General features: G+C 67.5%; 24 protein-coding genes. 12 read left to right on the forward strand and 12 right to left on the reverse strand.

The window, feature by feature from the left end; genetic code table 11:
* The first annotated feature begins 54 nt into the window (after nt 1–54).
* Entirely contained in the window at nt 55–855 is an 801-nt protein-coding gene (locus tag EYE40_RS11725; RefSeq protein ID WP_130982118.1) for a DUF4097 family beta strand repeat-containing protein, read from the forward strand.
* On the forward strand, nt 852–1469 hold the full coding sequence (locus EYE40_RS11730; protein WP_240034804.1) for a PadR family transcriptional regulator: 618 nt from the start codon (nt 852–854) through the stop codon (nt 1467–1469). Before EYE40_RS11725 ends, EYE40_RS11730 begins: the two co-directional genes overlap by 4 nt.
* On the opposite strand, the gene EYE40_RS11735 is transcribed toward EYE40_RS11730, so the two are convergent.
* Both EYE40_RS11735 and EYE40_RS11740 read right to left on the reverse strand, forming a co-directional pair.
* A complete protein-coding gene (locus tag EYE40_RS11735; protein ID WP_130982119.1) occupies nt 1466–2611 on the reverse strand; it encodes an AAA family ATPase in 1146 nt (381 codons plus the stop codon). The genes EYE40_RS11730 and EYE40_RS11735 overlap by 4 nt on opposite strands.
* A gap of 25 nt (nt 2612–2636) precedes the next feature.
* The gene (locus tag EYE40_RS11740) at nt 2637–3263 is read right to left on the reverse strand and encodes a hypothetical protein (protein ID WP_130982120.1); all 627 of its coding nucleotides are present in this window, start codon (nt 3261–3263) and stop codon (nt 2637–2639) included.
* 44 nt (nt 3264–3307) lie between these two features.
* On the opposite strand from EYE40_RS11740, the gene EYE40_RS11745 reads away from it, so the two are divergent.
* The 4 genes from EYE40_RS11745 to EYE40_RS11760 all read left to right on the forward strand — a co-directional run bounded on the left by EYE40_RS11745 (nt 3308) and on the right by EYE40_RS11760 (nt 6794).
* Nucleotides 3308–3916: an LURP-one-related family protein gene (locus EYE40_RS11745; RefSeq protein ID WP_240034805.1), complete on the forward strand. Its 609-nt coding sequence runs from the start codon at nt 3308–3310 to the stop codon at nt 3914–3916.
* 93 nt (nt 3917–4009) lie between these two features.
* Nucleotides 4010–6115: an APC family permease gene (locus EYE40_RS11750; protein ID WP_240034806.1), complete on the forward strand. Its 2106-nt coding sequence runs from the start codon at nt 4010–4012 to the stop codon at nt 6113–6115.
* Nucleotides 6116–6120: 5 nt separating this feature from the next.
* On the forward strand, nt 6121–6471 hold the full coding sequence (locus tag EYE40_RS11755; protein ID WP_130982121.1) for a fluoride efflux transporter FluC: 351 nt from the start codon (nt 6121–6123) through the stop codon (nt 6469–6471).
* Nucleotides 6468–6794, forward strand: coding sequence for a fluoride efflux transporter FluC (locus EYE40_RS11760; RefSeq protein ID WP_130982122.1), 327 nt, complete (start codon nt 6468–6470; stop codon nt 6792–6794). Before EYE40_RS11755 ends, EYE40_RS11760 begins: the two co-directional genes overlap by 4 nt.
* Here the strand turns inward: EYE40_RS11760 and EYE40_RS11765 are convergent.
* From EYE40_RS11765 to EYE40_RS11780, 4 genes are read right to left on the reverse strand one after another with little or no spacing between them, the layout of a single operon-like run.
* Nucleotides 6791–7693 carry a carbohydrate ABC transporter permease gene (locus tag EYE40_RS11765; protein WP_130982123.1) on the reverse strand — a complete coding sequence of 301 codons (903 nt, stop codon included), beginning with the start codon at nt 7691–7693 and terminating at the stop codon, nt 6791–6793. The two genes, EYE40_RS11760 and EYE40_RS11765, sit on opposite strands and share 4 nt — an antisense overlap.
* Nucleotides 7693–8808 carry a carbohydrate ABC transporter permease gene (locus EYE40_RS11770; RefSeq protein WP_130982124.1) on the reverse strand — a complete coding sequence of 372 codons (1116 nt, stop codon included), beginning with the start codon at nt 8806–8808 and terminating at the stop codon, nt 7693–7695. The genes EYE40_RS11765 and EYE40_RS11770 overlap by 1 nt, the downstream gene beginning before the upstream one ends.
* A 59-nt stretch (nt 8809–8867) precedes the next feature.
* Nucleotides 8868–10100: a sugar ABC transporter substrate-binding protein gene (locus EYE40_RS11775; protein ID WP_130982125.1), complete on the reverse strand. Its 1233-nt coding sequence runs from the start codon at nt 10098–10100 to the stop codon at nt 8868–8870.
* The gene (locus EYE40_RS11780; RefSeq protein WP_130982126.1) at nt 10097–11188 is read right to left on the reverse strand and encodes a LacI family DNA-binding transcriptional regulator; all 1092 of its coding nucleotides are present in this window, start codon (nt 11186–11188) and stop codon (nt 10097–10099) included. The genes EYE40_RS11775 and EYE40_RS11780 overlap by 4 nt, the downstream gene beginning before the upstream one ends.
* A gap of 160 nt (nt 11189–11348) precedes the next feature.
* On the opposite strand from EYE40_RS11780, the gene EYE40_RS11785 reads away from it, so the two are divergent.
* Nucleotides 11349–13319: a glycogen debranching N-terminal domain-containing protein gene (locus EYE40_RS11785; RefSeq protein ID WP_130982905.1), complete on the forward strand. Its 1971-nt coding sequence runs from the start codon at nt 11349–11351 to the stop codon at nt 13317–13319.
* On the opposite strand, the gene EYE40_RS11790 is transcribed toward EYE40_RS11785, so the two are convergent.
* Nucleotides 13316–13738, reverse strand: coding sequence for a hypothetical protein (locus EYE40_RS11790; RefSeq protein WP_130982127.1), 423 nt, complete (start codon nt 13736–13738; stop codon nt 13316–13318). The genes EYE40_RS11785 and EYE40_RS11790 overlap by 4 nt on opposite strands.
* A 172-nt stretch (nt 13739–13910) precedes the next feature.
* Between EYE40_RS11790 and EYE40_RS11795 the strand changes: the two genes are divergently transcribed.
* A complete protein-coding gene (locus tag EYE40_RS11795; protein ID WP_130982128.1) occupies nt 13911–14414 on the forward strand; it encodes a hypothetical protein in 504 nt (167 codons plus the stop codon).
* Nucleotides 14411–14935 carry an RNA polymerase sigma factor gene (locus EYE40_RS11800; protein WP_130982129.1) on the forward strand — a complete coding sequence of 175 codons (525 nt, stop codon included), beginning with the start codon at nt 14411–14413 and terminating at the stop codon, nt 14933–14935. The genes EYE40_RS11795 and EYE40_RS11800 overlap by 4 nt, the downstream gene beginning before the upstream one ends.
* Before the next feature lie 63 nt (nt 14936–14998).
* On the opposite strand, the gene EYE40_RS15515 is transcribed toward EYE40_RS11800, so the two are convergent.
* Entirely contained in the window at nt 14999–16768 is a 1770-nt protein-coding gene (locus EYE40_RS15515) for an NAD(P)-binding domain-containing protein (RefSeq protein ID WP_193554507.1), read from the reverse strand.
* Between the two features lie 122 nt (nt 16769–16890).
* On the opposite strand from EYE40_RS15515, the gene EYE40_RS11810 reads away from it, so the two are divergent.
* Entirely contained in the window at nt 16891–17115 is a 225-nt protein-coding gene (locus EYE40_RS11810; protein WP_130982130.1) for a DUF3073 domain-containing protein, read from the forward strand.
* Here the strand turns inward: EYE40_RS11810 and EYE40_RS11815 are convergent.
* Nucleotides 17112–17408 carry a DUF4190 domain-containing protein gene (locus EYE40_RS11815; RefSeq protein WP_130982131.1) on the reverse strand — a complete coding sequence of 99 codons (297 nt, stop codon included), beginning with the start codon at nt 17406–17408 and terminating at the stop codon, nt 17112–17114. The genes EYE40_RS11810 and EYE40_RS11815 overlap by 4 nt on opposite strands.
* A gap of 83 nt (nt 17409–17491) precedes the next feature.
* Nucleotides 17492–18598, reverse strand: coding sequence for a phosphoribosylformylglycinamidine cyclo-ligase (gene purM / locus EYE40_RS11820; protein WP_130982132.1), 1107 nt, complete (start codon nt 18596–18598; stop codon nt 17492–17494).
* 99 nt (nt 18599–18697) lie between these two features.
* Here purM and purF point away from each other — a divergent pair, with 99 nt between their 5' ends.
* Both purF and EYE40_RS11830 read left to right on the forward strand, forming a co-directional pair.
* The gene (gene purF, locus EYE40_RS11825) at nt 18698–20155 is read left to right on the forward strand and encodes an amidophosphoribosyltransferase (RefSeq protein ID WP_130982133.1); all 1458 of its coding nucleotides are present in this window, start codon (nt 18698–18700) and stop codon (nt 20153–20155) included.
* Nucleotides 20156–20165: 10 nt separating this feature from the next.
* Nucleotides 20166–20636, forward strand: coding sequence for a DUF2087 domain-containing protein (locus EYE40_RS11830; RefSeq protein WP_130982134.1), 471 nt, complete (start codon nt 20166–20168; stop codon nt 20634–20636).
* Here the strand turns inward: EYE40_RS11830 and EYE40_RS11835 are convergent.
* Both EYE40_RS11835 and EYE40_RS11840 read right to left on the reverse strand, forming a co-directional pair.
* Complete coding sequence (locus EYE40_RS11835; RefSeq protein ID WP_130982135.1) at nt 20633–20995, reverse strand: hypothetical protein; 363 nt, start codon at nt 20993–20995, stop codon at nt 20633–20635. The two genes, EYE40_RS11830 and EYE40_RS11835, sit on opposite strands and share 4 nt — an antisense overlap.
* Complete coding sequence (locus tag EYE40_RS11840) at nt 20992–21363, reverse strand: sterol carrier family protein (protein WP_130982136.1); 372 nt, start codon at nt 21361–21363, stop codon at nt 20992–20994. The genes EYE40_RS11835 and EYE40_RS11840 overlap by 4 nt, the downstream gene beginning before the upstream one ends.
* Between the last annotated feature and the right edge of the window lies 1 nt (nt 21364).

The raw sequence follows: 21364 nt of genomic DNA on the forward strand, positions 1-21364 counted from the left end.
GTGATTCTCGAACACGCGATATATCGCGACTTCCCACAACGTTAGGAGAACCCCATGGCCCAGGAGAAGTGGCTGATCGAAGACGCCAAGACCATCGACATCGGCCTCGTGCGCAACCTCAAGGTGAGCCTCATCGCCGGCAAGGTCGACATCATCGGGCACGATGAGCCGACCGCCCGCGTCGAGGTGCACTCGGTGAGCGGCAAGGCGCTGCGGGTGTCCATTGACGGCGACACCCTCGAGGTCGACCACCCGCAGATGAGCTGGGACAACTTCCTCGACGTGTTCAAGTCGTTCGCCGGCACCGCGAAGGCCGACGTCAGCATCATGGTCCCCCGCGACATCGCGCTCAAGTTCGGCGTCATCAGCGCGACCGCCCTGATCAGCGGCCTCACCGAAGACGCCTCGATCAGCTCCGTCAGCGGTGAGGTCGTCATCGACAACGTCTACGGCGACCTGCAGCTGAACAGCGTGAGCGGGGAAATGGCCGTGCGCAACCACTACGGCGCGATCTCCGCGAAGACGATCAGCGGCGACATCACCGCGACCGGCGAGATCATGAAGTTCTCGGGCAACACGGTGAGTGGGGACGTGTTCCTCGACGTCGCGGGTGCCCCCGACGAGATCGTGGTCAGCACAGTGAGCGGCGGCGTCACCACCCGCCTCGCACCAGGCCTCGCCGCCCAGTACCGCATCAACACGGTCAGCGGACGCCTGCAGCTCGACGACTCCGAGATCACCGGCGTGCGCGGCAGCTACACCGGCAAGTACGGCGAACTCGACAAGACCTGGCTCGACTTCAAGGCCAACACGGTCAGCGGAAACGTCTCCGTGCTGCACTCGGTGTCGGCGTGACGCCGCCCGTCTTCGCCCACGGGCACCTGCGGCTCTACCTGCTCAGCCTGCTCGCCGAAAGTGAAACCGGCATGCACGGTTACGAGCTGATCCAGGCGCTCGGCGACCGCTTCGGCGGCACCTACATCCCTTCCGCCGGCACGATCTACCCCCGCCTCGGCAAGCTCGAGGAGGAGGGCCTCGTCACCAAGGCCGCCGACGGCCGCAAGACCGTCTACGCGATCACCGCCACCGGCCGAGCAGAGCTGGCGTCCCGCGACTCCGAGCTCGGTGACATCGAGAACGGCGTCACCGACTCGGTGCGTCGCCTCGCCGACGAGGTCCGGTCATCCGTCAACGACGCCATGAAGACGCTCCGGGCAGATCTCGCCTCAGCGGCGCGCGACGCGCGCACCGAATCGCGGCAGGCCTCCCACACGGTCAAGGTGACGCAGGGCACAGAGAGCAGGATGAACCTGCAGGAGGCCGAGGCCCTGCTCCAGTCGTTCCGCCACCAGTTGCGGTCCGACCTACGCGGCGCCGTGGCCGGCGACCGGCTCGGGGTGGTAACGGTGGATGTTCTGCGTGCCCGACTGGACGCGGTGCGCTCCGAGGTTCTGGCGACGCTGGACTAGCGGCTCGGCCAACTCCACCTCGGCGCATCGAGCAGCCCCTGGCCCACGAGCCGGGTCTCGCCGTTCTCCTTGGACAGCTCGTGCACGAGCGCACCCGCGCGCCCCAGCGCGGCGATGAGCGGTGCCGAGTGCGACACGACGATGAGCTGCGAGTTCTTCGACGCCGCGGCGATCAGCTCGCCGAGCGGCTCGAGGAGCGCGGGGTGCAGGCTCGTCTCGGGCTCGTTGAGCACGAGCAGGGGTGCCGGTCGGGGGCTGAGGAGCGCGGCGATCCACAGGAGGTAGCGCAGCGTTCCGTCGGAGAGCTCGGCCGCGCCGAGGGGACGCAGGAGTCCGGGCTGCGTGAGTGACACGGCGAAACGGCCGTCGGGGGCATCCACACCCACACGACTGCCCGGGAAGGCACGGTCGACCGCCGCATCGAGTTCGGCGGCGACACCGATTTCGCGGATCGTCTGCAGTGCGGCCGCAAGGTCGGAGCCGCTCGCGGACAGCACGGGGGTGCGGGTGCCGATGTGAGCCTGCCGGGCCTCGGCGTCCGCGTCGGTGCGCAGGGAATCGTAGAAGCGCCAGGAGCGCAGCGTCTCGCGCAGTGCGAGCACCTCGGGCGCGGCGCGGGCGTCGCCCACCTCGCTCAGCACGCTCGACCACGGAGCCAGTTTCAGCTCGTGCCGCAGCCAGTCGTCGCCGGTTCGCACCCTCACGCTCGGGCCGTGTCGCTCGGTGAGCAGGGTGCCCGGCCGCAAAATCTGCCCGCTCCAGATGTTCTCGGTCTTGATCTCGGGGTCGAGGGAGAACGCGGTGCGCGAGGGCTGCGGCAGTCCGAAGTCGATCGCGTAGCTCAGGTCGTCGCTCGCGAAGCCCAGCTTGAGGGCGACCGGCCCCGACCGCGTGGTGCCCTGCGTGGGAAAGCCCGCGCGCGTTCCATTCTCCGGGCCGGCCCACATGGTCGACGACAGACCGCCCTCGGCGGCGAGCGCGGCGATTGCGCCGTCTCGGGATGCCGCGGCCAGAAGTCTCAGCGACCGGTACAGGCTCGACTTTCCGCTGCCGTTCGCGCCGGTGACGACGGTGAACGGGCCGAGGGGAAGCACCAGTGAGCGGAGGGAGCGGTATCCCTCGACCGCGACTGTTGTGAGCATCAGGCCATTGTTGCCGATGCCCCTGTCAGTCGAACGCGACGGGGAGGTACACGTCCTGCACACGATCGCGCAGGGCGGTGTGGTCGTTGCGCGTGTAGATGCCGCACCTCTGAGCGGTGCAGTCGATGCCGTCGCCGGTCGGTGCCGGCACCTCGAGGTACGCGGTGAAGGTGCCGTCGGCGTCGTCGTAGCCGCGTGCGCCGAACAGTTTCCAGGCCCAGTCGTCGTTGATCCAGTTCGACGGCGCGAAGTCGGTGGCTCCCGGCGCCGACGACGATTCACCCGAGGGGACCCCGCCGAGGCACGGCCCGGGCTTGATGTCGGGCGACTCCGGGATGACGCAGATCGCCACATATATGCCCTGCGCCGGGTTGTAGCCCGTGCCGCTGACCACGATGCGCTCGCCCTTGGCGAGCGCCGCGGTATCCACTGTTCCGCCGGGGGTCGCGGATACCACCATGAGCTCGCGGGTACGTCCGTCGTCGCCCTTCGCGGAGACCGCGAGCGGCCAATCGTCGACCGGCTGCTGCTGCGAGAGTCCGCCATCCCGATGCATCAGAATCGGAAACGTCAGGATGCCGACCGGGACCAGCACGAGGATCGCGAGCGGCAGGGCCACCCACCACCAGCGCACCCGTCTTCTCCCCGTCATTTTTGCAGTCTATGTGCGTAACACGGCACCTCTAGACTGTGCGCATGTCCGACTCATCCTCAGCTCCCACACCCACCGTCCCCACCGGCGGCGTCGACCATAAGGCTCGCTTCTTCGTCAAGCAGAAGATCACGATGCTGGTCAACCGCTACGAGATCCGCGGCGCGAACGCCGACGGCTCCGAAGGACCCATCATCGCGATGGCCCAGCAGAAGCGCATGGCCTTCAAGGAGCAGGTGACGTTCTATTCGGACGAAGCCCGCACCACGGCCGTCTTCTCCTTCAAGGCCCGCCAGATCATGGATCTTGCCGCCGTCTACGACGTCTTCGACGCCGCGGGAACCCCGATCGGGTACTTCCAGAAGGACTTCAAGGCCAGCCTGCTGCGCTCGAGCTTCCACTTCGTCGGCCCGGGCATGGACGCCTACGGTCAGGAGCGCAATGCCCTCGTCGGCATCCTGCGCCGCTTCGTCGACCTTCCCTTCGTCTTCCACTTCGACTTCGTCAGCAAGGCGACCGGCCAGAAGGTCATGACGAGCGAGAAGAAGTTTGGCCTGCGCGACAAGTACACGATCGAGGTGCCCGACACCACGCTCGACTTCCGTCTCGCCGCCGCCATGGCGGTCGGCCTCGACGCGCTTATGGGTCGCTAACCACTCCTCCCCAGGAAGCCGGAACCGAAATGGTTCCGGCTTCCTGTATTTAACGAGTTGACAGTGGGTGCAACAGGAGTAGGCTCGCCCCTCGTGACTACCTCGGTTAGGTCGCCCAAGCGGTGGCTGATCGGTGAACCGTTGCCCTCCGAGAAACTCGAAGGACAGCTTCTCCCGAAACATTTGGCACTCCCGATCTTTGCGAGTGACCCCCTGTCCTCCGTCGCCTACGCGCCTCAGGAGTTGCTGCTCATCCTGACGCTCGGCGGGCTCTCTTTCCTGTCCTTCGCACCCTGGATCGCCGCGGGTGTTGTTGTGCTGCTCATCGTCGTCGTGGCGTCGTACCGCCAGCTCATCAAGGCGTATCCGAGCGGTGGTGGCGACTACGAGGTCGCGCACCGCAACCTCGGCGAGAAGGCCGGCCTGGTCGTCGCGTCCGCCCTGCTCGTCGACTACATCCTCACGGTGGCGGTGTCGGTCGCGAGCGGCGTGGACAACATCATCTCCGCCTTCCCGGGGCTCGACCCGTTCCGCATCGAGATGGCCGTCGGCTTCGTCATCGTGCTCGCCGCGATCAACCTGCGCGGCGTCGCCGAGTCGAGCAAGGCGTTCGCCCTCCCCACCTACCTGTTCATCGGCAGCGTCGGCATCATGGTCATCACCGGTCTCGTGCGCTTTTTTATGGGCGAGGACATCCAGGCCGAGTCGTCGAAGTTCCTCGTCGAAAGCCACGACCTGACGCAGGTTGCCGTCATCCTCTTGTTGCTTCGTGCTTTTGCGAGTGGATGCTCCGCGCTCACCGGCGTCGAAGCGATCGCGAACGGCGTGCCGGCCTTCCGGCAGCCCAAGGTCAAGAACGCGCAGCGCACCCTCGTGCTGATGGGCGGCATCGCGATCGCGATGTTCATCGGTGTCACGACCCTCGCCCTCCTCACCAACGTGCACTACGCGGAGGAGGCCTCCGATCTGATCGGATTCGACGACTCCAACCCGCAACGCACCGTCATCGCCCAGATCGCCGCGGCGGTCTTTGGTGGCGACAACTCGATTATGTTCTTCGTGGTGCAGGCCACAACAGCGGCCGTGCTGCTGCTTGCGGCCAATACCGCGTTCAATGGGTTCCCGCTGCTCGGCTCGGTGCTCGCGCGCGACAGCTACGCACCTAAGTCGCTCAACACCCGCGGTGACCGCCTCGTCTACTCGAACGGCGTTCTCGCCCTGGCCGCCGTCGCGATCGTGCTCATCGTTATCTACCAGGCCAATCCGACGCAGCTGATCCAGCTGTACATCATCGGCGTCTTCGTGAGCTTCACGCTCGGCCAGACCGGCATGGTCGTGCACTGGACGCGCATGCTGCGCCGCGGCGAGGGCGACCGCGGGCAGATCCTGCGCAGCCGGGCGATCAACGCCGTCGGCGCTACGCTCACCTTCACCGTCCTCCTCATCGTCACGGTGACCAAGTTCACCCATGGCGCGTGGCTCGTCTTCGCGATCATGCCCGTGCTGTTCTTCGTGATGTTGCGGGTCAACCGCTACTACCGCCGTGTCGCGCAGGATGTCGCGATCGACAACTCCACGGTGTTCGGCGCGACCGGCGACCATGCCGTTGTGCTGGTCGGCACCATGCAGAAGCCGATGCTCAAGGCCATCGACTACGCGATCGCCGCACGCCACGACAGCCTCGAAGCCATCCACGTCAACATCGACGATGCCGCCTCCGAGCGCCTCCTCGACGCCTGGGAGAAGGCCAACATCCAGGTGCCGCTGCGCATCATCGAGTCGCCCTACCGCGACATCTCGATGCCGCTCATCATGTACATCAAGGCGCACCGCGAGGAGCACGGCTCCGAGGTCGTCACCGTCTACACGCCGCTCTACATCGTCGGTCACTGGTGGGAGCAGATCCTGCACAACCACAAGGGCCGCCGCATCCGCCAGAAGCTGATGCTCTGCCCGGGCGTCACCGTCGCGCTCGTGCCGTGGCTGCTCGACTCGACCCGCGCGCTCTACACGCGGCCGCAGCGCCCGCTGCCCGGCCAGGCCCGCCGCGGCGAGCCGGTGCGCCAGGTCATGCGCAAGCAGATGCCGCACACGAAGCCGGTCGCGAAGCCGGTCGCGAAGAAGGCATCCGCGACGAAGGCTGCGCCGAAGAAGCCCTCGTCCGCTCCGGCTTCCCCTCCCACGAAGCCGAAGTCCTAGGCTCCGTGCGCCAGCTCGCCGCCGTGATCGTGGGTGCGCTCGTGGGCACCGCGCTCAGGCTCGGTGTGGACGTGCTCGTCGGCACCCCGCTCTCGACGCTGCTCATCAACATCGCCGGATCCTTCGCCCTCGCGCTCCTGGTCGCGCGCCTCTGGCCGACGGCCACCCCCGTTCTCAGGGCTGCGCTCGGGCCCGGCCTGCTTGGAACGTTCACCACCTTCTCGGCTGTCGCGGTCGCCCTGGTCTCGCTCTCGGCAGCCGGCGAGTGGATGCCCGCACTCGCCTACCTTGCAGCGACCCTCATCGGCGGACTCGCCGCGGCGTTCCTCGGCCTCCGGTTGGGACGCCGCCGATGACTATCGTGCTTGTCCTCCTCGCCGGAGCGTTCGGGGCTGCCCTGCGCTACGGCGCCTCCCTCGTGTCCGCCCGCTGGTTCGTGCTCGCGGTCAACGTCGTCGGATCCCTGCTCGCCGGCATCGCCGTCGCCACCCTCGAGGGCGACGCGCGTCTCGTGGTCGTCACCGGCTTCTGCGGCGGACTCACCACCTTCAGTACCTTCAGCGTCGAGACGGTGCAGCAGGTGCTCGACGGCAAGGCGGGAGCTGCGGCATCCGGCATTCTGCTGAATCTGGTGCTGGGCGTGGGGGCGTGCGCGGCGGGTTACGCGCTGTTCGCCTAGCCCTTCTCGCCGCCCTCGGTCGTGTTCATGATGCGCCGCTGGAAGATGAAGAACAGCACGGCAACAGGGATCGACATCAGCACGGCGGCCGCGAGCTGCAACGGGTACTGGTTGCCGCTGCCGAGCTGGCCCGAGGTGAGCGAGGCGACACCGGTCGTCAGCGTGTTCAGCGATTGATCCTGCCGCGACACGATGAAGTGCGCGAATTCGTTCCACGAACCCTGGAAGCTCAGGATGAACAGGGTGATGATCGCGGGTCGGGCCATCGGCAGCACGATCGTCCAGAAAGTGCGGAAGACACCGGCGCCGTCGATGCGCGCCGCCTCCTCCACACTCACCGGGATCGACTCGAAGAACTGCTTCATGATGAAGATCCCCGCTGCGTCGATGAGAATCGGCACGATCATTCCCGCGTAGCTGTTGTAGAGGCCCAGCTCCTTGAGAATCAAAAAGCGCGGGATGAGCAGCGCCACATTCGGCACCGCCATGACTGCGATCAGCGCGGCGAAGACCACCGTGCGCCCACGGAACCGCAGGCGCGACAGCGCGTACCCGGCGAGCGAGTCGAAGAACACCCGGCTGAAGGTCACGATGACGGCGATGAACGTCGAGTTGCCGGCCCACTGCAACAGCGGCACCGTTGTGAAGAGTCGCTCGTACGCGGCGAACGACCAGGTCTGCGGGATGAGGTTGAGCGGCGACTGCGTCGCCTCCGCGTCCGTCTTGAAGCTCGAGGAGATCGAGATGAGGAACGGGTAGATGTAGATGAGGGCCAGCAGGATCAGCACCAGGTAGGTGATGGCGATGCCGGCGCCCGCCTTGCCGCCGATCCAGCGGAAGCGTCGGTGGGCACGGATGGGACGGTCGGTCTGGATGGCCGCCTGCTCAAGAGTCGTCATCAGTGGCTCCTCTCCACGCCGCCGGGCTTTCGGTCGACGGGGGTGTCCGTTGCATCCCGAAGCAGGCGCGCCTGCGCCTTGGCGGCCCGTCGCAGGCCGGAGCGTCCGAGGTCACGGTCGCGCAGAATGAACCGCTGCAGGAGCGTGAGCGCCACGATGATCGCGAACAGGATGAACGAGATCGCCGCGCCCTCGCCCCAGTTGAGACCGTCGAACGACGTCTTGTAGCCGAGGTAGGCGGGGAACAGCGTGGTCTTCGCCGGGCGTCCGTCGCCGAGCAGGTAGGCCTGGTCGAAGACCTGCCAGGTGCCGATGAGACCGAGGGTGAGCACGGTGAACAGCGTCGGCTTGAGCATCGGCAGGGTGACCGAGAAGAACTTGCGCACCGGACCGGCGCCGTCGACGGAGGCGGCCTCGTCGATCTCGCCGCTGATGTTCTGCAGCGCCGCGAGGAACAGCAGCATAAACGTGCCCGAGGTGGTGAAGATCGCGAGAATGATGAGCACGCTCATCGCGACCGATGGCCCGGACACCCAGTCCCACCAGGTCAGGCCGAGTGGGCCGGCCGCGGCGAGGGCGCCGTCCTTGCCCACTCCGAACCAGCCGAGCATGGTGTGCAGGATCCCGGTCGGGTCGGCGAACCAGTTCGGCCCGTTCACGCCCAGCCACTCCAGAATCGAGTTGATGGTTCCGGTGGCGGTGAACAGGAAGATGAAGATCGTTGTGATGGCGATGGATGACGTCACCGACGGGAAGTAGAACGCGGTGCGGAAGAACCCGCGGCCCTTGAGCACACGAGCGTTCACCTGCACGGCGAGGAACAGGGCGAGGGCGGTCTGCAACGGAACGACGAGCAGCACGTAGTAGAAGTTGTTGCGGATGCTCGTGCCAAAGTCGCGCTGGGCGAGGCCGTCTTCGACGAGTACCTCCGCGTAGTTGTCTCCGCCGACGAGCTCGGAGTTGCCGAGCGGCGAGCCCAGGCCGTTCCAGTTGCTGAAGCTCACGTAGAGCGCGAGGAAGATCGGCAGCACCAGGAACACCCCGATGATGATGATCGCGGGGGTCACGAACGCCCATCCATAGCGGCCCTCTGAGCCGCGGATTCCCTTCGCCATGCCGCCTCCTTGCGGTGTCGACGAATCGGGCGGCTCCCGGTCGGGAGCCGCCCGATCACTCATTTGTCGTTAGCGTCGTCGAGTGCCGACTGCAGTTCCTTCTGCAGGCTGGCGAGGATCGCCTTCGCATCGCCACCGGCGAGCGTTTCCAGCTGCGCGTTGAAGTCGGCCATGACGTCTGCGGATCCGGCGAAGTTCACGGGCGAGACCGCGTAGTCGGCGCCGGCCACGAACGAGGCGTTCTCCGGGTAGGTCTCGGCGTAGGTCGCTGCCGCGGCCTCCGTCGAGGGGATCACGCCGAAGGCTTCAGACGCTTCGAGCTGCTGCGCGTCACTCGTCAGGAACTCGACGAGCGACTGGGCTGCTGCCGACGTGTCGGAGCCCTGCGGGATACCCCAGCAGTTCGTGAAGGTGAAGGTCGACGGTCCCGCGGGGCCGGCCGGCAGTTCGTAGGCCTGGTAGTTCGTGTCGGGGAAGTCGGTCGCGATTCCCTTGATCCACGGACCCTCGATGACCATCGCGGCCTTGCCCGCACCGAGCGCCTCTCCGCCCCAGCCTGCCTCGATCTCGGCCGGCCACTTGAGCACACCGGCGTCGTGGAGCTTCTGCACGTACTCGAGTCCGGCCAGGTTCTCCGCGCTGTCGGCGGTCACGGTGGTGCCGTCGTCATCGACGAGTGTTCCGCCGGCCTGGTTCATGAACACGCCGAGTCGGGCGTACTCGAGCCCGAACGACAGCCCGACGGTGTCACCCGTGGTGAGCTTGGTCGCCGCGGCCTCGAGCGAGTCCCAGTCGGTGGGAACGTCGGCTTCGGTAAGACCGGCCGCCGCCCACAGGTCGGTGTTGATGATGAGGCCGAGGGTCGAGAAGTCCTTCGGTGCGCACGTGAAGGTGCCGTCGTAGGTGAAGGTGTCGACGAGGGCCGGGTAGAAGTCGCCCGCGTTCGGCAGGTCGGCGGCGTAGGGCTCGAGGTAGCGGTTGCTCGCGTAGTTCGAGAACTGGTCCCAGCTCATGTAGAAGAGGTCGGGTGCCTGGTCGCCAGCGAAGCCCTGGCTGAGCTGCTGGCCGAGGTCGTCTGCTGCGACCACCTCGACCGTCGCGTCGTTGTCGGCGGCCCAGGCGTCGGCCGCGGCCTGCACGGCTGCCGTCTCCGCGTCACCGCTTGATCCGATGAGGATGGTGAGGTCCTGTCCCGCGACCTCGCCGCCCCCTCCGCCTCCGTTGCTGCATCCGGCCAAGGCGACTATGAGTCCAGCGGCCAGCGCCGTTGCACCCCATTGTGTTGTTCTCACAGTGTTTCCTTTCGATTGTGATTGCCGACAGCTGACGCGTCGGTGGTGTCGTCGGGCACGGCGCGGGCGGCGCTGCGCACGACAAGTCGGGGGGCGAGCAGCCGATGCTTGGGCTCCTCGTCGAAGGCCTCGGCCGGCAGCACGTTGCTGCCACTCGGCCCGAAGAGCAGTTCGAGAGCGGATGCCGCGGCCTCAGCCAGGGGCTGGTCGATGCTCGAGAGCCCCATCGCCGCCGCAACGGGGGTGTTGTCGTAACCGATGATCGGCAGCTCGAGGCCGAGCGAACGCGCCGCGAGGCTCGCACCGAGGGCGAGCGAGTCGCTTGCGCAGATGAGGGCGTCGGGCGGGTGGACTCCGGCGATGAGCTCGAGCGCGGCTCGGGTGCCCTCCGGCACCCCGTCAGTGGTGGCGCGGGCGAGAGCCGAGGCATCCTCTGCACTGATGTGTGCACCGTCGAGCCAGCCGCGTCGGCGCTCGTCGCCCGTGCCCGAGGGACTCGGCCAGCCGATGAAGCCGATGCGCTTGGCACCCTCGGCGGTGAGGTGCTGGGCGGCGTCGCGCACCCCGGCATAGCCGTCGACGTCGACCCAGAGGTGGCTCGGGTCATCCATGTCGTTGAGTCCCCACGGGCGGCCGAAGGTGACGAACGGCATGCCGTTGGCGGAGAGCCAGTCGATGCGCGGGTCGTTGTGGAAGGTGGCGGTGAGGATGATCGCGTCGACGTCTGCGCCGTCGCGCAGCCGGGCGAGCTGCTCGATCTCGTGCTCGGGGCTCGCGGCCGTGTACAGCAGGATGCGCATATCGCGCGCGTCGGCGTGCTCGGTGAGTGCGTGCAGGAAGCGGTCGAGCACGGCACCCGAGACGCCGTCCTTGAAGGCCTCCATGCGGATGCCGATCGTTGAGGACTTCTGCGTGCGCAGCCGGCGGGCGGACGCGTGCGGGCGGTAGCCGAGCTCAGAGATCGCGGCCTCGACGCGGGTGCGCGTCGTCTGCTTGACGATGGCCGGGGTGTTGAGCACGTTGGAGACGGTCTGGCGGGAGACCCGGGCAACGCGAGCGACGTCATCCACTGTGGGCAGTGTTCCCATCGCGCGCCTCCTTTGGCTGTTTGATCGTTCAAACCGGCAATAATTTGAACGATCAAATTCTTGGTGTTATGTTACCTCCCACAGGCGTACTGTCAACAGAAGTTCGATCCGCGCCCAGCGAATCCCCATCGTCACCAATCAACGAGGAGCCGTGACGGCCATGACCCACCAGCCCATGCAGCCCCTGCTCCACGACGCGACGGTAGTGCTGAAGGCGCCCACCCAGGCCTGGTCCGCGGAGGATGGCTCCATCGGTTCCGCGCCTATTCACGGCATCTACTTCTCCGATGTGCGCATCGTGGCGCTGCAGTCGATCACGGTCGGCGGCGAAACCCCCGAGCACATCGCGACAGCGGCCCCGCACGCGGATAGTGCCCGGTTCATCGCTCTCGTCCGAGGGCTCGACGACCCGAGCCCGGATCCCGGGGTGCGGGTCGAGCACCGCCGCGAGAGCACGACCTCGGGCGTGAACGAGTCGGTCGCGATTCAGTCGCGCCGCGACATCCCGATCGAAACGACGATCGAAATCGAACTGCGGGTGGATGCCACGGCCTTCGACCTCGTGAAGGCAGGCCTGGGCTCCGGCGACCTGCCCGTCGTCGAGCTGCGCGAGCACGGCGCGGCCTGGCAGGGCAACGGCGTCTCGGTCGAACTGCGAGCGGATGACGCTCGGGTCAGCTCGCCGACCACCGGTGTGCTGCGCATCACCGCCGACGTGACGGTCCCGCCGCGCGGGAGTGCGACAGTCGAGTGGGCGCTGACCGCGACCGACGAGCTCAGCCGAGTCACCGGCGTCTCGACGGCGTCACCCTGGAGCACCACGGTGAGCGCCGGCGACGAGCGCCTCGGTCTCTGGGTCGACCGTGCGCTCGGCGACCTGGACGCCCTGCGCATGGCGACCGGCGGTGGCGAGTTCGTGGCCGCGGGCGCGCCCTGGTTCCTCACCCTGTTCGGCCGGGACTCGATCTGGACCGCGCGGTTCCTGCTGCCGCTCGGCACCGGCATCGCACGCAGTACGCTGCGCATCCTCGCCGACCTGCAGGGCACCGAGTCGGTCGCTGCCACCGCGGAGCAGCCGGGCAAGATCATGCACGAGCTGCGGCGGCAAGTGCTGTCGATTCCGGGAGAGTCGGTCGAGATCCCGCCGCTGTACTACGGCACCGTCGATGCGACCGCGCTCTGGATCTGCCTGCTGCACGACACCTGGCGCTGGGGCATGCCCGACGCGGAGGTCGAGGCGCTGCTACCGAACCTCGAGGCGGCGCTCGCGTGGATGCGCGACTTCGGCGACGCGGACGGTGACGGCCTGCTCGAGTACGTTGACGAGACCGGGCACGGCCTCGCCAACCAGGGCTGGAAGGACAGCGGCGACTCGGTGCAGTGGCGCGACGGCACCCTCGCCGACGGCCCGATCGCACTGTGCGAGGTGCAGGCCTACGCCTACGAGGCGGCGACCCACGGCGCAGACCTGCTCGAGGCGTTCGGCCGCGACGGATCCGAGTGGCGCGCCTGGGCGGCACGGCTCCGCGAGAACTTCGGCGCCTTCTGGATCGACGACGACCGCGGCGGCTACCCGGCGATCGCCCTGGACGCGACCAAGCGCCGCGTCGACACGGTCACCAGCAACCTCGGACACCTGCTCGGTACGGGCATCCTGACCGAGGCCCAGTCGGCTACCATCGCCGCGCGGCTCGTCTCCCCCGAACTCAGCTCGGGGTTCGGCCTGCGCACCATGTCCACTGACTCGGCCGGCTACTGGCCACTCAGCTACCACGGTGGATCCGTGTGGACGCACGACACTGCCATCGCGATCTCGGGCCTCGTGCGTGACGGTCATCGGAACGAGGCGCGCGAGCTCATCGAGGGGCTGCTCGCCGCGGCATCCGCCTTCGACTATCGCCTGCCGGAGCTGCACTCGGGCGATTCGTCCACCGAACTCAGCCGCCCGGTGCCCTACCCGGCCGCCTGCCGACCGCAGGCCTGGTCAGCGGCGTCCGCCGTCTCGGTGCTGGGCAGCATCCTCGGACTCGACGTCGCCGCAGGCTCGCTCGTCATCGACCCCGACCCGTCATTCGGTCGAGTGGATGCCACGGGCCTCCGTTACCGAGACGCCCCCGTCACCCTGCCCTAGAAGAGCGCCGACACCGCGATGGCCGCGGCCGGGATCGCCACCGCGGCGACCTTCGGCACAAGCCCACGGTGCGAGAGAAGCACCGCGGAGGCCGCAACGACGCCGCCGAACAGCAGGGGGTTGATGCCCGCGAAGCCGAACCAGATGATCGCTCCCACCCAGAGTGCGGCGGCGAGCACCCAGAACCAGCGACTGCGGCCGGGGTTGAACGCCCAGGCGAGCACGGCGAAGACGCCCACGGCCGCCACCAGGATGCCGGCGAGGATGAGCAGCCCCAGCCAGTCCTCCACAAAGAATCCCAGAATGAACCCGAACTGGGCGGGCTGCGAGAGCAGAGCCCCGAGCACGAATGCGATGGCGCCGTGGCCGAAGGGTCGCAGGAAGCCGCGCGGGGCGATCGGGGTCTCCTCGGAGTTCATCCGCTCATCGTGCCACAGGCCGTGCCCGGGCTCGAGACGCTCGCCCGGGTCACAACACGGGCGGGCGTCTCTACACCGGGCGGGCATCAGCATCGCGGCCACGTGCAACGTTTCGCCCGATCCCGGCCACGTACTAGGTAGACGCGACACCAATAGCTAAGGATGAACTGCCATGAACAAGACACCGATCGACGAACTGCTGCGGGACAGCGCTCCGGCCCGACTCTCCGCGGACCCGGCGGTGCGCGACCGGGTGAGCGAGCTGGTCGCGAACACTCGCACAACGAAGCCGAAGTTCCGTCGCGGACTCCTGCTGATCCCGGCCATCGGACTCGGCGCACTTGCGCTGACCGCAGGCGCGGCGATCACCACCATCCAGTCGGACATCACCGTGCCGATCACCTACGTCTCCACGAGCGGCGACACCGTGAGTTGCACGGCCAGTCTCGACGCCGGCGCCGATGATTTCTGGGGGGACCTCGCCGTGAGCGCCTACGTGCGCGACCACGATTGGTCCGACCTCGGCGAGCGCATTCACGCTCGTGTACTCGCCGAACCGGAGGACGCGCGATCCGCTCCCGCCGCAGTGCTCCTGGATTCGATTCCGTACTCCATGTTCGTGTCCGGTGCGGCAGTCATGTACGCGCCTATCGACTGCCCGGTCGTGCTGCGATGACGGCAGAGGCAGCAGCCGTGCCGGCAGTGCGCCACGTGTCGGTGGCGACCGCGCTGAACGTGCCCAACTTCGTCGAGCGCGAGGCACCGGCCCTGCTCGACTACTTCGGCCGCCGGGTGCCCGCGGAGGATGCCGCCGACCTCCTCGGTGAGACCCTCGTAGTGGTGTGGCGGCGGGTGAGCGTCATCCCGAACGACGAGACGAGAGCACGCATGTGGTTGTACGGAGTGGCACGCAAGGTGTTGTCGGGGCACCGCCGCTCGACGAAGCGGCAGACGGCCCTGGCCGAGAAGCTGCGGCTCGAGCTGTCGGTGCAGCCGGTGCACGAGGCCACCGAGTTCGACCGGGTTCGCGAGCAGATTGCGCAGCTGCCCGAGATCGACCGCGAGATCATCGGACTCGTCTACTGGGAAGGCTTCAGCCTCACCGAGGTCGCCGGCATACTCGGGATGCGACCCGCGACCGTCCGCTCACGGCACGCGCGAGCGCGGGCAACCCTGCGACTCGCCCTCGGCACCTGACGCCCAACCGTTGAAAAGTGCTCCAACCCCCGTGGTCTGGAGCACTTTTTGCGGTTTGGGGAACTAGACCCCGGTCGGGCGGGAGACGCGGCGGGTGGGGCGCGGCTCGCGGGATCCCGTGGTGTGGATCGCGTCGGCGCGCTGCTCCACGGCGAAGGTCGTCACGTTCTGCTCGATCGTGGCCACGGCGACACCGCCGCCCGGGGCACGGGTGACGCGACGCGAGCCGGAGTGCTCGGGTGCTGGGGTGTCGGGCACCTCGACAGGCTCAGAGACGGGGTCCTCGGCGGGCTCCGTGACCGGTTCGGCTTCGACGGACCCGACCTCGACTGGCTCGTCGTCCCCGAAGAAGTCATCGACGGTGGGGGCGCGCGGCTCGTCCTCGTAGTCGCCGAAGAAGTCGATGTTCTCGTCAGAGAGGGGTTCGTCCACGAAGATCAGCTCGGGCTGTGCGTCTTCCGGCGCTTCGGGCACGTCGACACGCTCAGCGGCCGGCTCGGGCGTGTAGCCGGGGTCGAGGGGCTGGATCTCGCCGGTGGAGAATGCCCAACCGATCGAGTCGCCCTGCGCGGCAGCCTCAGCGCGTTCGATGGTCTGCTGGTCGGCGAGAGCGGCGGCCTCTGCGGCCACAACCCGCGCCGCCTCGAGCTCGGCATCGCGGGCGGCCTGCGCATCCCGAGCCTCTTGCTCGTCGCGCAGTCGTAGGTGAAGTGCGTCCTGCTCCTCGCGCTCCTCGCGCTTGAGACGCGAGAGAGTCGCAACCGCCTGTCGGGCGATCGTGCGACCGGCGCGGTTGGCGCCGATAGTGGAAGCCTGCGGGCCGTAACCCGCGAAGAAGATGCGGCCGTCCTTCCAGGACGTTCCATTGGCGACGACGATGCCGCCCTCCTTCTCGCGCAGGCGGAGGGGGGCGAGGTGGCGTAGCTCGGGACGGAAGCCGGTCGACCAGATGATGACGTCGGCCTCCTGGAACGAGCCGTTCGCCCAGCGCACCCCGTTCGGCTCGATGCTCGAGAACATCGGGAGGGCCGCGAGCACCCCCCGCTCGATTCCGGCCTGGATACGGCGCGTGCGCGGAACACCGGTGCCGCTCACGATGCTGGGCAGGGCGCGTCCGGCACGCGCGGCCTCATCCTGAAGCGCAACGGCAGAGGCGCGGGCCTCGAGATTCAGCTCGCCGTCTTCGAGGAATTCGATCGGGCGGCGGCTGACCCAGGTGAGCGAGCCGGCGACCGACTCCAGCTCGAGCAGAAAGCCGATGGCCGAGGTGCCGCCACCGACCACGATGATTTTCTGGCCGACGAAGTCCTGCGCGCTCTTGTACTCGGTCGTGTGTACGTGGCGACCCTCGAAGCTGCGCAGGCCCGGGTACCACGGGATGAACGGCGAACCCCACGTGCCGGTCGCGTTGATGATGATGTCGGTCGTGACCTGCTGCGGCTTCTCGCCGTCGTGGAAGTTCACGAGCAGGTTCGGGCCCTTATTCTCCACGGATGTCACGTGCGCGGGCCGGACGACCTGGAAGCCATAGTGCTGCTCATACTGCCGGTAGTAGTCGGCCACGACGTTCTTGGCGGGAGCCTGCCGGTCGGCGTTCTCGAAGCTCAGGCCGAGCTCGTCCATTCCCGGAAGGTCGTTGATGCGGTGCGCGGAGCCGATTCTCAGGGCGTCCCAACGGTGCTGCCAGGCGCCGCCCGAAATGGGCCCGCGGTCGAGAACGACGAACTCGTTACCGGGATCGAGGCCCAGCCTCTTGAGGTAGAACGAGACGGAAAGCCCCGCCTGTCCGCCACCGATCACGACAACGGAGGTGTCGGTCGGTTCGGTGCTCACAAGTCAACGTTACCCGCTGGGCCTGCATGCTAAACTGCAGGCTACTTTTAAACCCACACTGTTCGTAGATTCCGGAACCACGAAGGTTCTCACTCGGACTTATTTTCATGAGGGGGTCACGCATGGGGCGAGGCCGTCAAAAGGCGAAGCACACCAAGGTCGCACGCGACCTGAAGTACTTCAGTCCTGACACGAACTATGGAGCGCTTGCCGCGGAGTTGTCCGGCGCGCCCTCCGACCCGCGTCTCGAAGAAGACCTGGCCGCGTGGCCGGAGTACGTCGCCGGGTCCTACACGGGCGATGACGACGAAGACGAAGACGACGAAACCGAGTCCCGCAGCGCCTAGTTCGACCACAGCGGGATCGTCAGCAGCCCCGCCGCGAGCCCGACGATGAGCACTGTCGTCACCAGCAGCCAGAATGCCGTGATGGCGAGGTTGATCCAGATTCCGGCGATGGCGAATCCGCGGCCGGCCGGCTCAGTGCGCACCGCGACGAATCCGAGCACGGCTCCGATCACCGGCACCACGAACACGAAGCCGCAGGCGAGCGAGACCAGGCCGAGCACAAAACTCGTGATGCTCAGGCCCTTCGCCGACGAGACGATGGTGGGGTTCGGGATGCTGTTCAACGTGGTCATGGCTCGACGGTAGCTGCGACATCCCGAATCACCGTCGTTTGTCGCCGAGCTGCGACACCCTGAGACGACGCGGAGACGCGGGATCAGTTCGCGTAGGAACCCACGAGACGCACGGCTCCACCGTCGACGCCCTTGGCGCCCTGCTCGAATCCGCTGAAGTCGCGGTCGCCGATGGTCACGCGCCCGGCAACCCACGCCGGGATCCCCTGCGTCTCGATCGCTCGCATCACTCCGGTCGCGGCGGACGCCGAAACGACGGCGAACATGCCGACGCCGAGGTTCCAGGTGCCCTCGCTCGACTCGAGCGTGCTTCCGCTCATGTTGCTGAGCACGCGGAACACGGGCTGCGGTGACCAGGTCGAACGGTCCACCTCGACCCAGGCACCGCGCGGCAGCACGCGGGCGAGATTCGCGGCAATGCCGCCACCCGTGACGTGGCTGAGCGAGTGGATGGCGCCGGGCAGCTCATCCAGAACAGCGACAAGGGGACCGGTGTACAGGCGGGTCGGCTCGAGCAGGATCTCACCGACCACGCCACCCAGTTCAGCGGAGTGATCGGTGTACCCGATGCCCTTGGAGGCCAGAATGTGCCGGACGAGCGAATAGCCGTTGCTGTGCAGTCCGGATGACGCCATGGCTATGACGATGTCCCCGTTCTGCACCTTCTCGGGGCCGAGCGCGTCGGCCGCCTCGACGAACCCGACGGCGGCACCGGCCACGTCGTAATCGTCGGGGCCGAGCAGCCCGGGGTGCTCAGCGGTCTCGCCGCCGACGAGGGCGGTGCCGGTCGCGGCGCACGCCTCAGCGATGCCACGAACGATGTCTGCGATGCGCTGCGGCACAACCCGGCCGCAGGCGATGTAGTCCGTCATGAACATGGGGCGGGCACCGACCACGATGATGTCGTCGACGACCATGCCGACCAGATCCTGGCCGATGGTGTCGTGCTTGTCGATCGCCTGCGCAATGGCCACCTTCGTGCCGACACCGTCGGTCGACGTGGCGAGCAGCGGGCGCGAGAAATCCTTGAGGAATGAGACGTCGAAGAGCCCGGCGAAGCCTCCGAAACCGCCGACGACTCCGGGGCCGTGGGTGCGGGTGACGGCATCCTTCATCAGGGAAACAGCGAGGTCACCTGCCGCTGTGTCGACGCCGGCATCACGGTAACTGCTGGAGGAAGTCTCGGTCACGTTTACAGAGTACCGGGGCACAACTTCACCGATGCGAATGTGCGAAACTAGAGACGGCCCGATCGGGTCGTCACCCCTACCCTCTGGAGCACGCTCCGCATGTGCGGCATCGTCGGTATCGTCTCGTCACAGCCCGCCAACCAGCAGCTCTATGACGCTCTTCTCCTCCTTCAGCACCGCGGCCAGGATTCGACCGGAATCGCCACGGCCGAGGGCAACACCCTCCACTCGCACAAGGTCAAGGGCCAGGTGCGAGAGGGCTACCGCACGCGTGACATGCGTGGGCTCCCCGGCAACATGGGTCTCGGCCACGTGCGTTACGCCACCAAGGGCAACGCGGGATCCGAGCAGGAGGCGCAGCCGTTCTACGTCAACGCGCCCTACGGCATCACCCTCGTGCACAACGGCAACCTCACCAACACGCGTGAACTGACCGACGAGCTCTTCAACATCGACCGCCGTCACCTCAACACCACATCCGACACCGAGCTACTCGTCAACGTGCTCGCCAACGAACTGCAGGCGCAGGTCTCCGGTGTCGACCTCGACCCCGACCAGCTGTTCGCCGCGGTCACCCGCGTGCACGAGCGCGTCGAGGGCTCCTACGCGACCATCGCGCTGATCGCCGGTCACGGGCTGCTGGCCTTCCGCGATCCGTTCGGCATTCGCCCGCTCGTTCTGGGGCGCCGCGCTGCGGGCTTCGTCGGGGACGACTGGATCGTTGCATCCGAATCTCTCGTTCTCGAGAGCGGCGGGTACGAAGTGGTTCGGGATGTCGCGCCCGGCGAGGCCATCTTCATCTCTCGCTCGGGTGAACTGTTCTCCAAGCAGTGCGCCGCGAACCCTCGCCTCGTGCCGTGCTCGTTCGAGTACGTCTACCTCGCCCGCCCCGACTCGATCATGAACGGCATCTCGGTCTACGACGCGCGCCTGCGCCTCGGCGACCGCCTCGCCGACACGATCGCGCAGTACACGCCCATGGGCGACATCGACGTGGTCATGCCGATCCCCGACAGTTCGCGCCCCGCCGCGATGCAGGTCGCCCAGAAACTCGGCATCGAGTACCGCGAGGGGTTCTACAAGAACCGTTACGTCGGACGCACCTTCATCATGCCCGGCCAGGCCGAGCGCAAGAAGTCGGTCAAGCAGAAGCTGAACGCCATGGGCTCGGAGTTCAAGGGCAAGAACATCCTCATCGTCGACGACTCGATCGTGCGCGGCACCACCTCCAAGGAGATCGTGCAGATGGCCCGCGAGGCCGGCGCCAACAAGGTCACCTTCACGTCCGCCGCTCCGCCGGTGCGCTTCCCGCACGTGTACGGCATCAACATGCCGTCACGGCAGGAGCTCATCGCGCACGGCCGCAAGATCCCGGACATCAACCGCGAGCTCGGCAGCGACTACCTGATCTACCAGGAGGTCGCGGACATGCAGTCGGCGATCCTCGAGGGATCCAACCTGACCGAGCTCGAGATGAGCTGCTTCACCGGCGAATACGTCACGGGGACCGTGTCGGAGGAGTACCTCGCCTGGGTAGAAGCCAACCAGCTCTCATAAGGCCCGAGTCATGAGCAACGAGTGGCGCCGGGTCGTCGCGGCTCTCGCGAATGCCGAGCGCCGCACCGTCTACGCCGCCCTGGTCGTGGGTGCGACTCCGGATATCCCTGCTCAACGCCTCGAGAAGGCCCTCGCCGCACTCGCCGATGCCGGGCTCGTCTCCCGCTCCACGGACGGCACCCCGACCGTGATCGAGGGAGTCTTCGCGGAACTGCTCGCGGCCGAGCCCGAGGTTCGACGGGACGGAGTGGACCGGTTCATCCGCGACGGTCGCATCGAGCAGTACCCCGCGAAGCCCGCACAGCGCCGGGAGATACTGGAGTGGGCGGTCGCGACTCTGCCACCCGGCGACCACACGGAGGCGGCGCTCAACCAAGCCCTCTGCCTGCTCGTAGACGACTTCGCGTCCCTACGGCGCTACCTGGTCGACGAGTCGCTGCTCGAGCGCACGCCCGACGGAAGCTCGTACCGCCGGACCTAGGCCTTCGGCTTGCGCGGCTCCTTGACGGGAGCCGGCTGCTGCCCCTCGACGACGTCGGCGGGGTTGCCGACCGTGGTGAGCTCGATCGTCGCGGCCTTTGCGCGGCGCAGTGAGATGCGGTCGGCGAGCAGGGCGAGCAACGCACCGAGCAGCGCACCGATGGTGACGCCGTAGAGGGCGAAGTAGCCGAAGAGGGCGCCGAAGCCGACGGCCGGGTCGACCGGGAACACCGCGGTCAGGATGAACGTGACGATGGCACCGATACCGGCACCGACGATGATGAACGCGGGGTACTTGGGTGCCCGGCGGATCGACACGTCATCGCGCGTCGTGATTCGTGCTTCGTCGGGCTCGCTCATGGGTCCATTCTCGCAGGCGTGACTGGGAGGTAATCCCGCAGGTCGGCACGCTGTCCCGAGGCGGCGACCCGGCCGTCGGCCATGGCGTCATCCCACGTCTCGCGACCGGTGGCGAGGGCCAGCCAGGTGGACGCGTTCATCTCGACCACGTTGGGCGGCGTGCCCCGCGTGTGTCGCGGTCCCTCGATCGCCTGCACCGCACCGAACGGCGGCACACGGATCTCCACGGTGTTGCCCTCGGCGCGCTCGGCGAGCAGCTGCAGCAGGTAGCGCACGGCCGTCGCGGTGTCGTCGCGCGACGGGGCATCGGCTAGCGCGGCGCTGATCGCCGCCCTGCCGATGTCGTCCGATATGCGTGCGCGGGCCATG

Origin of the sequence: Glaciihabitans arcticus, assembly GCF_004310685.1 — a bacterium.
In the GTDB taxonomy this organism is placed as follows: domain Bacteria; phylum Actinomycetota; class Actinomycetes; order Actinomycetales; family Microbacteriaceae; genus Conyzicola; species Conyzicola arctica.

Bases quoted from the DNA above. Each gene is read 5' to 3' on its own strand.
- EYE40_RS11800 (WP_130982129.1), top strand. From the start codon at position 14,411: ATGACGGCAGAGGCAGCAGCCGTGCCGGCAGTGCGCCACGTGTCGGTG.
- EYE40_RS11735 (WP_130982119.1), bottom strand. From the start codon at position 2,611: ATGCTCACAACAGTCGCGGTCGAGGGATACCGCTCCCTCCGCTCACTG.
- EYE40_RS11810 (WP_130982130.1), top strand. From the start codon at position 16,891: ATGGGGCGAGGCCGTCAAAAGGCGAAGCACACCAAGGTCGCACGCGAC.
- EYE40_RS11840 (WP_130982136.1), bottom strand. From the start codon at position 21,363: ATGGCCCGCGCACGCATATCGGACGACATCGGCAGGGCGGCGATCAGC.
- EYE40_RS11765 (WP_130982123.1), bottom strand. From the start codon at position 7,693: ATGACGACTCTTGAGCAGGCGGCCATCCAGACCGACCGTCCCATCCGT.
- EYE40_RS11830 (WP_130982134.1), top strand. From the start codon at position 20,166: ATGAGCAACGAGTGGCGCCGGGTCGTCGCGGCTCTCGCGAATGCCGAG.
- EYE40_RS11745 (WP_240034805.1), top strand. From the start codon at position 3,308: ATGTCCGACTCATCCTCAGCTCCCACACCCACCGTCCCCACCGGCGGC.
- EYE40_RS11815 (WP_130982131.1), bottom strand. From the start codon at position 17,408: ATGACCACGTTGAACAGCATCCCGAACCCCACCATCGTCTCGTCGGCG.
- EYE40_RS11795 (WP_130982128.1), top strand. From the start codon at position 13,911: ATGAACAAGACACCGATCGACGAACTGCTGCGGGACAGCGCTCCGGCC.
- EYE40_RS11770 (WP_130982124.1), bottom strand. From the start codon at position 8,808: ATGGCGAAGGGAATCCGCGGCTCAGAGGGCCGCTATGGATGGGCGTTC.
- EYE40_RS11725 (WP_130982118.1), top strand. From the start codon at position 55: ATGGCCCAGGAGAAGTGGCTGATCGAAGACGCCAAGACCATCGACATC.
- EYE40_RS11780 (WP_130982126.1), bottom strand. From the start codon at position 11,188: ATGGGAACACTGCCCACAGTGGATGACGTCGCTCGCGTTGCCCGGGTC.
- EYE40_RS11790 (WP_130982127.1), bottom strand. From the start codon at position 13,738: ATGAACTCCGAGGAGACCCCGATCGCCCCGCGCGGCTTCCTGCGACCC.
- purF (WP_130982133.1), top strand. From the start codon at position 18,698: ATGTGCGGCATCGTCGGTATCGTCTCGTCACAGCCCGCCAACCAGCAG.
- EYE40_RS11785 (WP_130982905.1), top strand. From the start codon at position 11,349: ATGACCCACCAGCCCATGCAGCCCCTGCTCCACGACGCGACGGTAGTG.
- EYE40_RS11760 (WP_130982122.1), top strand. From the start codon at position 6,468: ATGACTATCGTGCTTGTCCTCCTCGCCGGAGCGTTCGGGGCTGCCCTG.
- EYE40_RS11740 (WP_130982120.1), bottom strand. From the start codon at position 3,263: ATGACGGGGAGAAGACGGGTGCGCTGGTGGTGGGTGGCCCTGCCGCTC.
- EYE40_RS11835 (WP_130982135.1), bottom strand. From the start codon at position 20,995: ATGAGCGAGCCCGACGAAGCACGAATCACGACGCGCGATGACGTGTCG.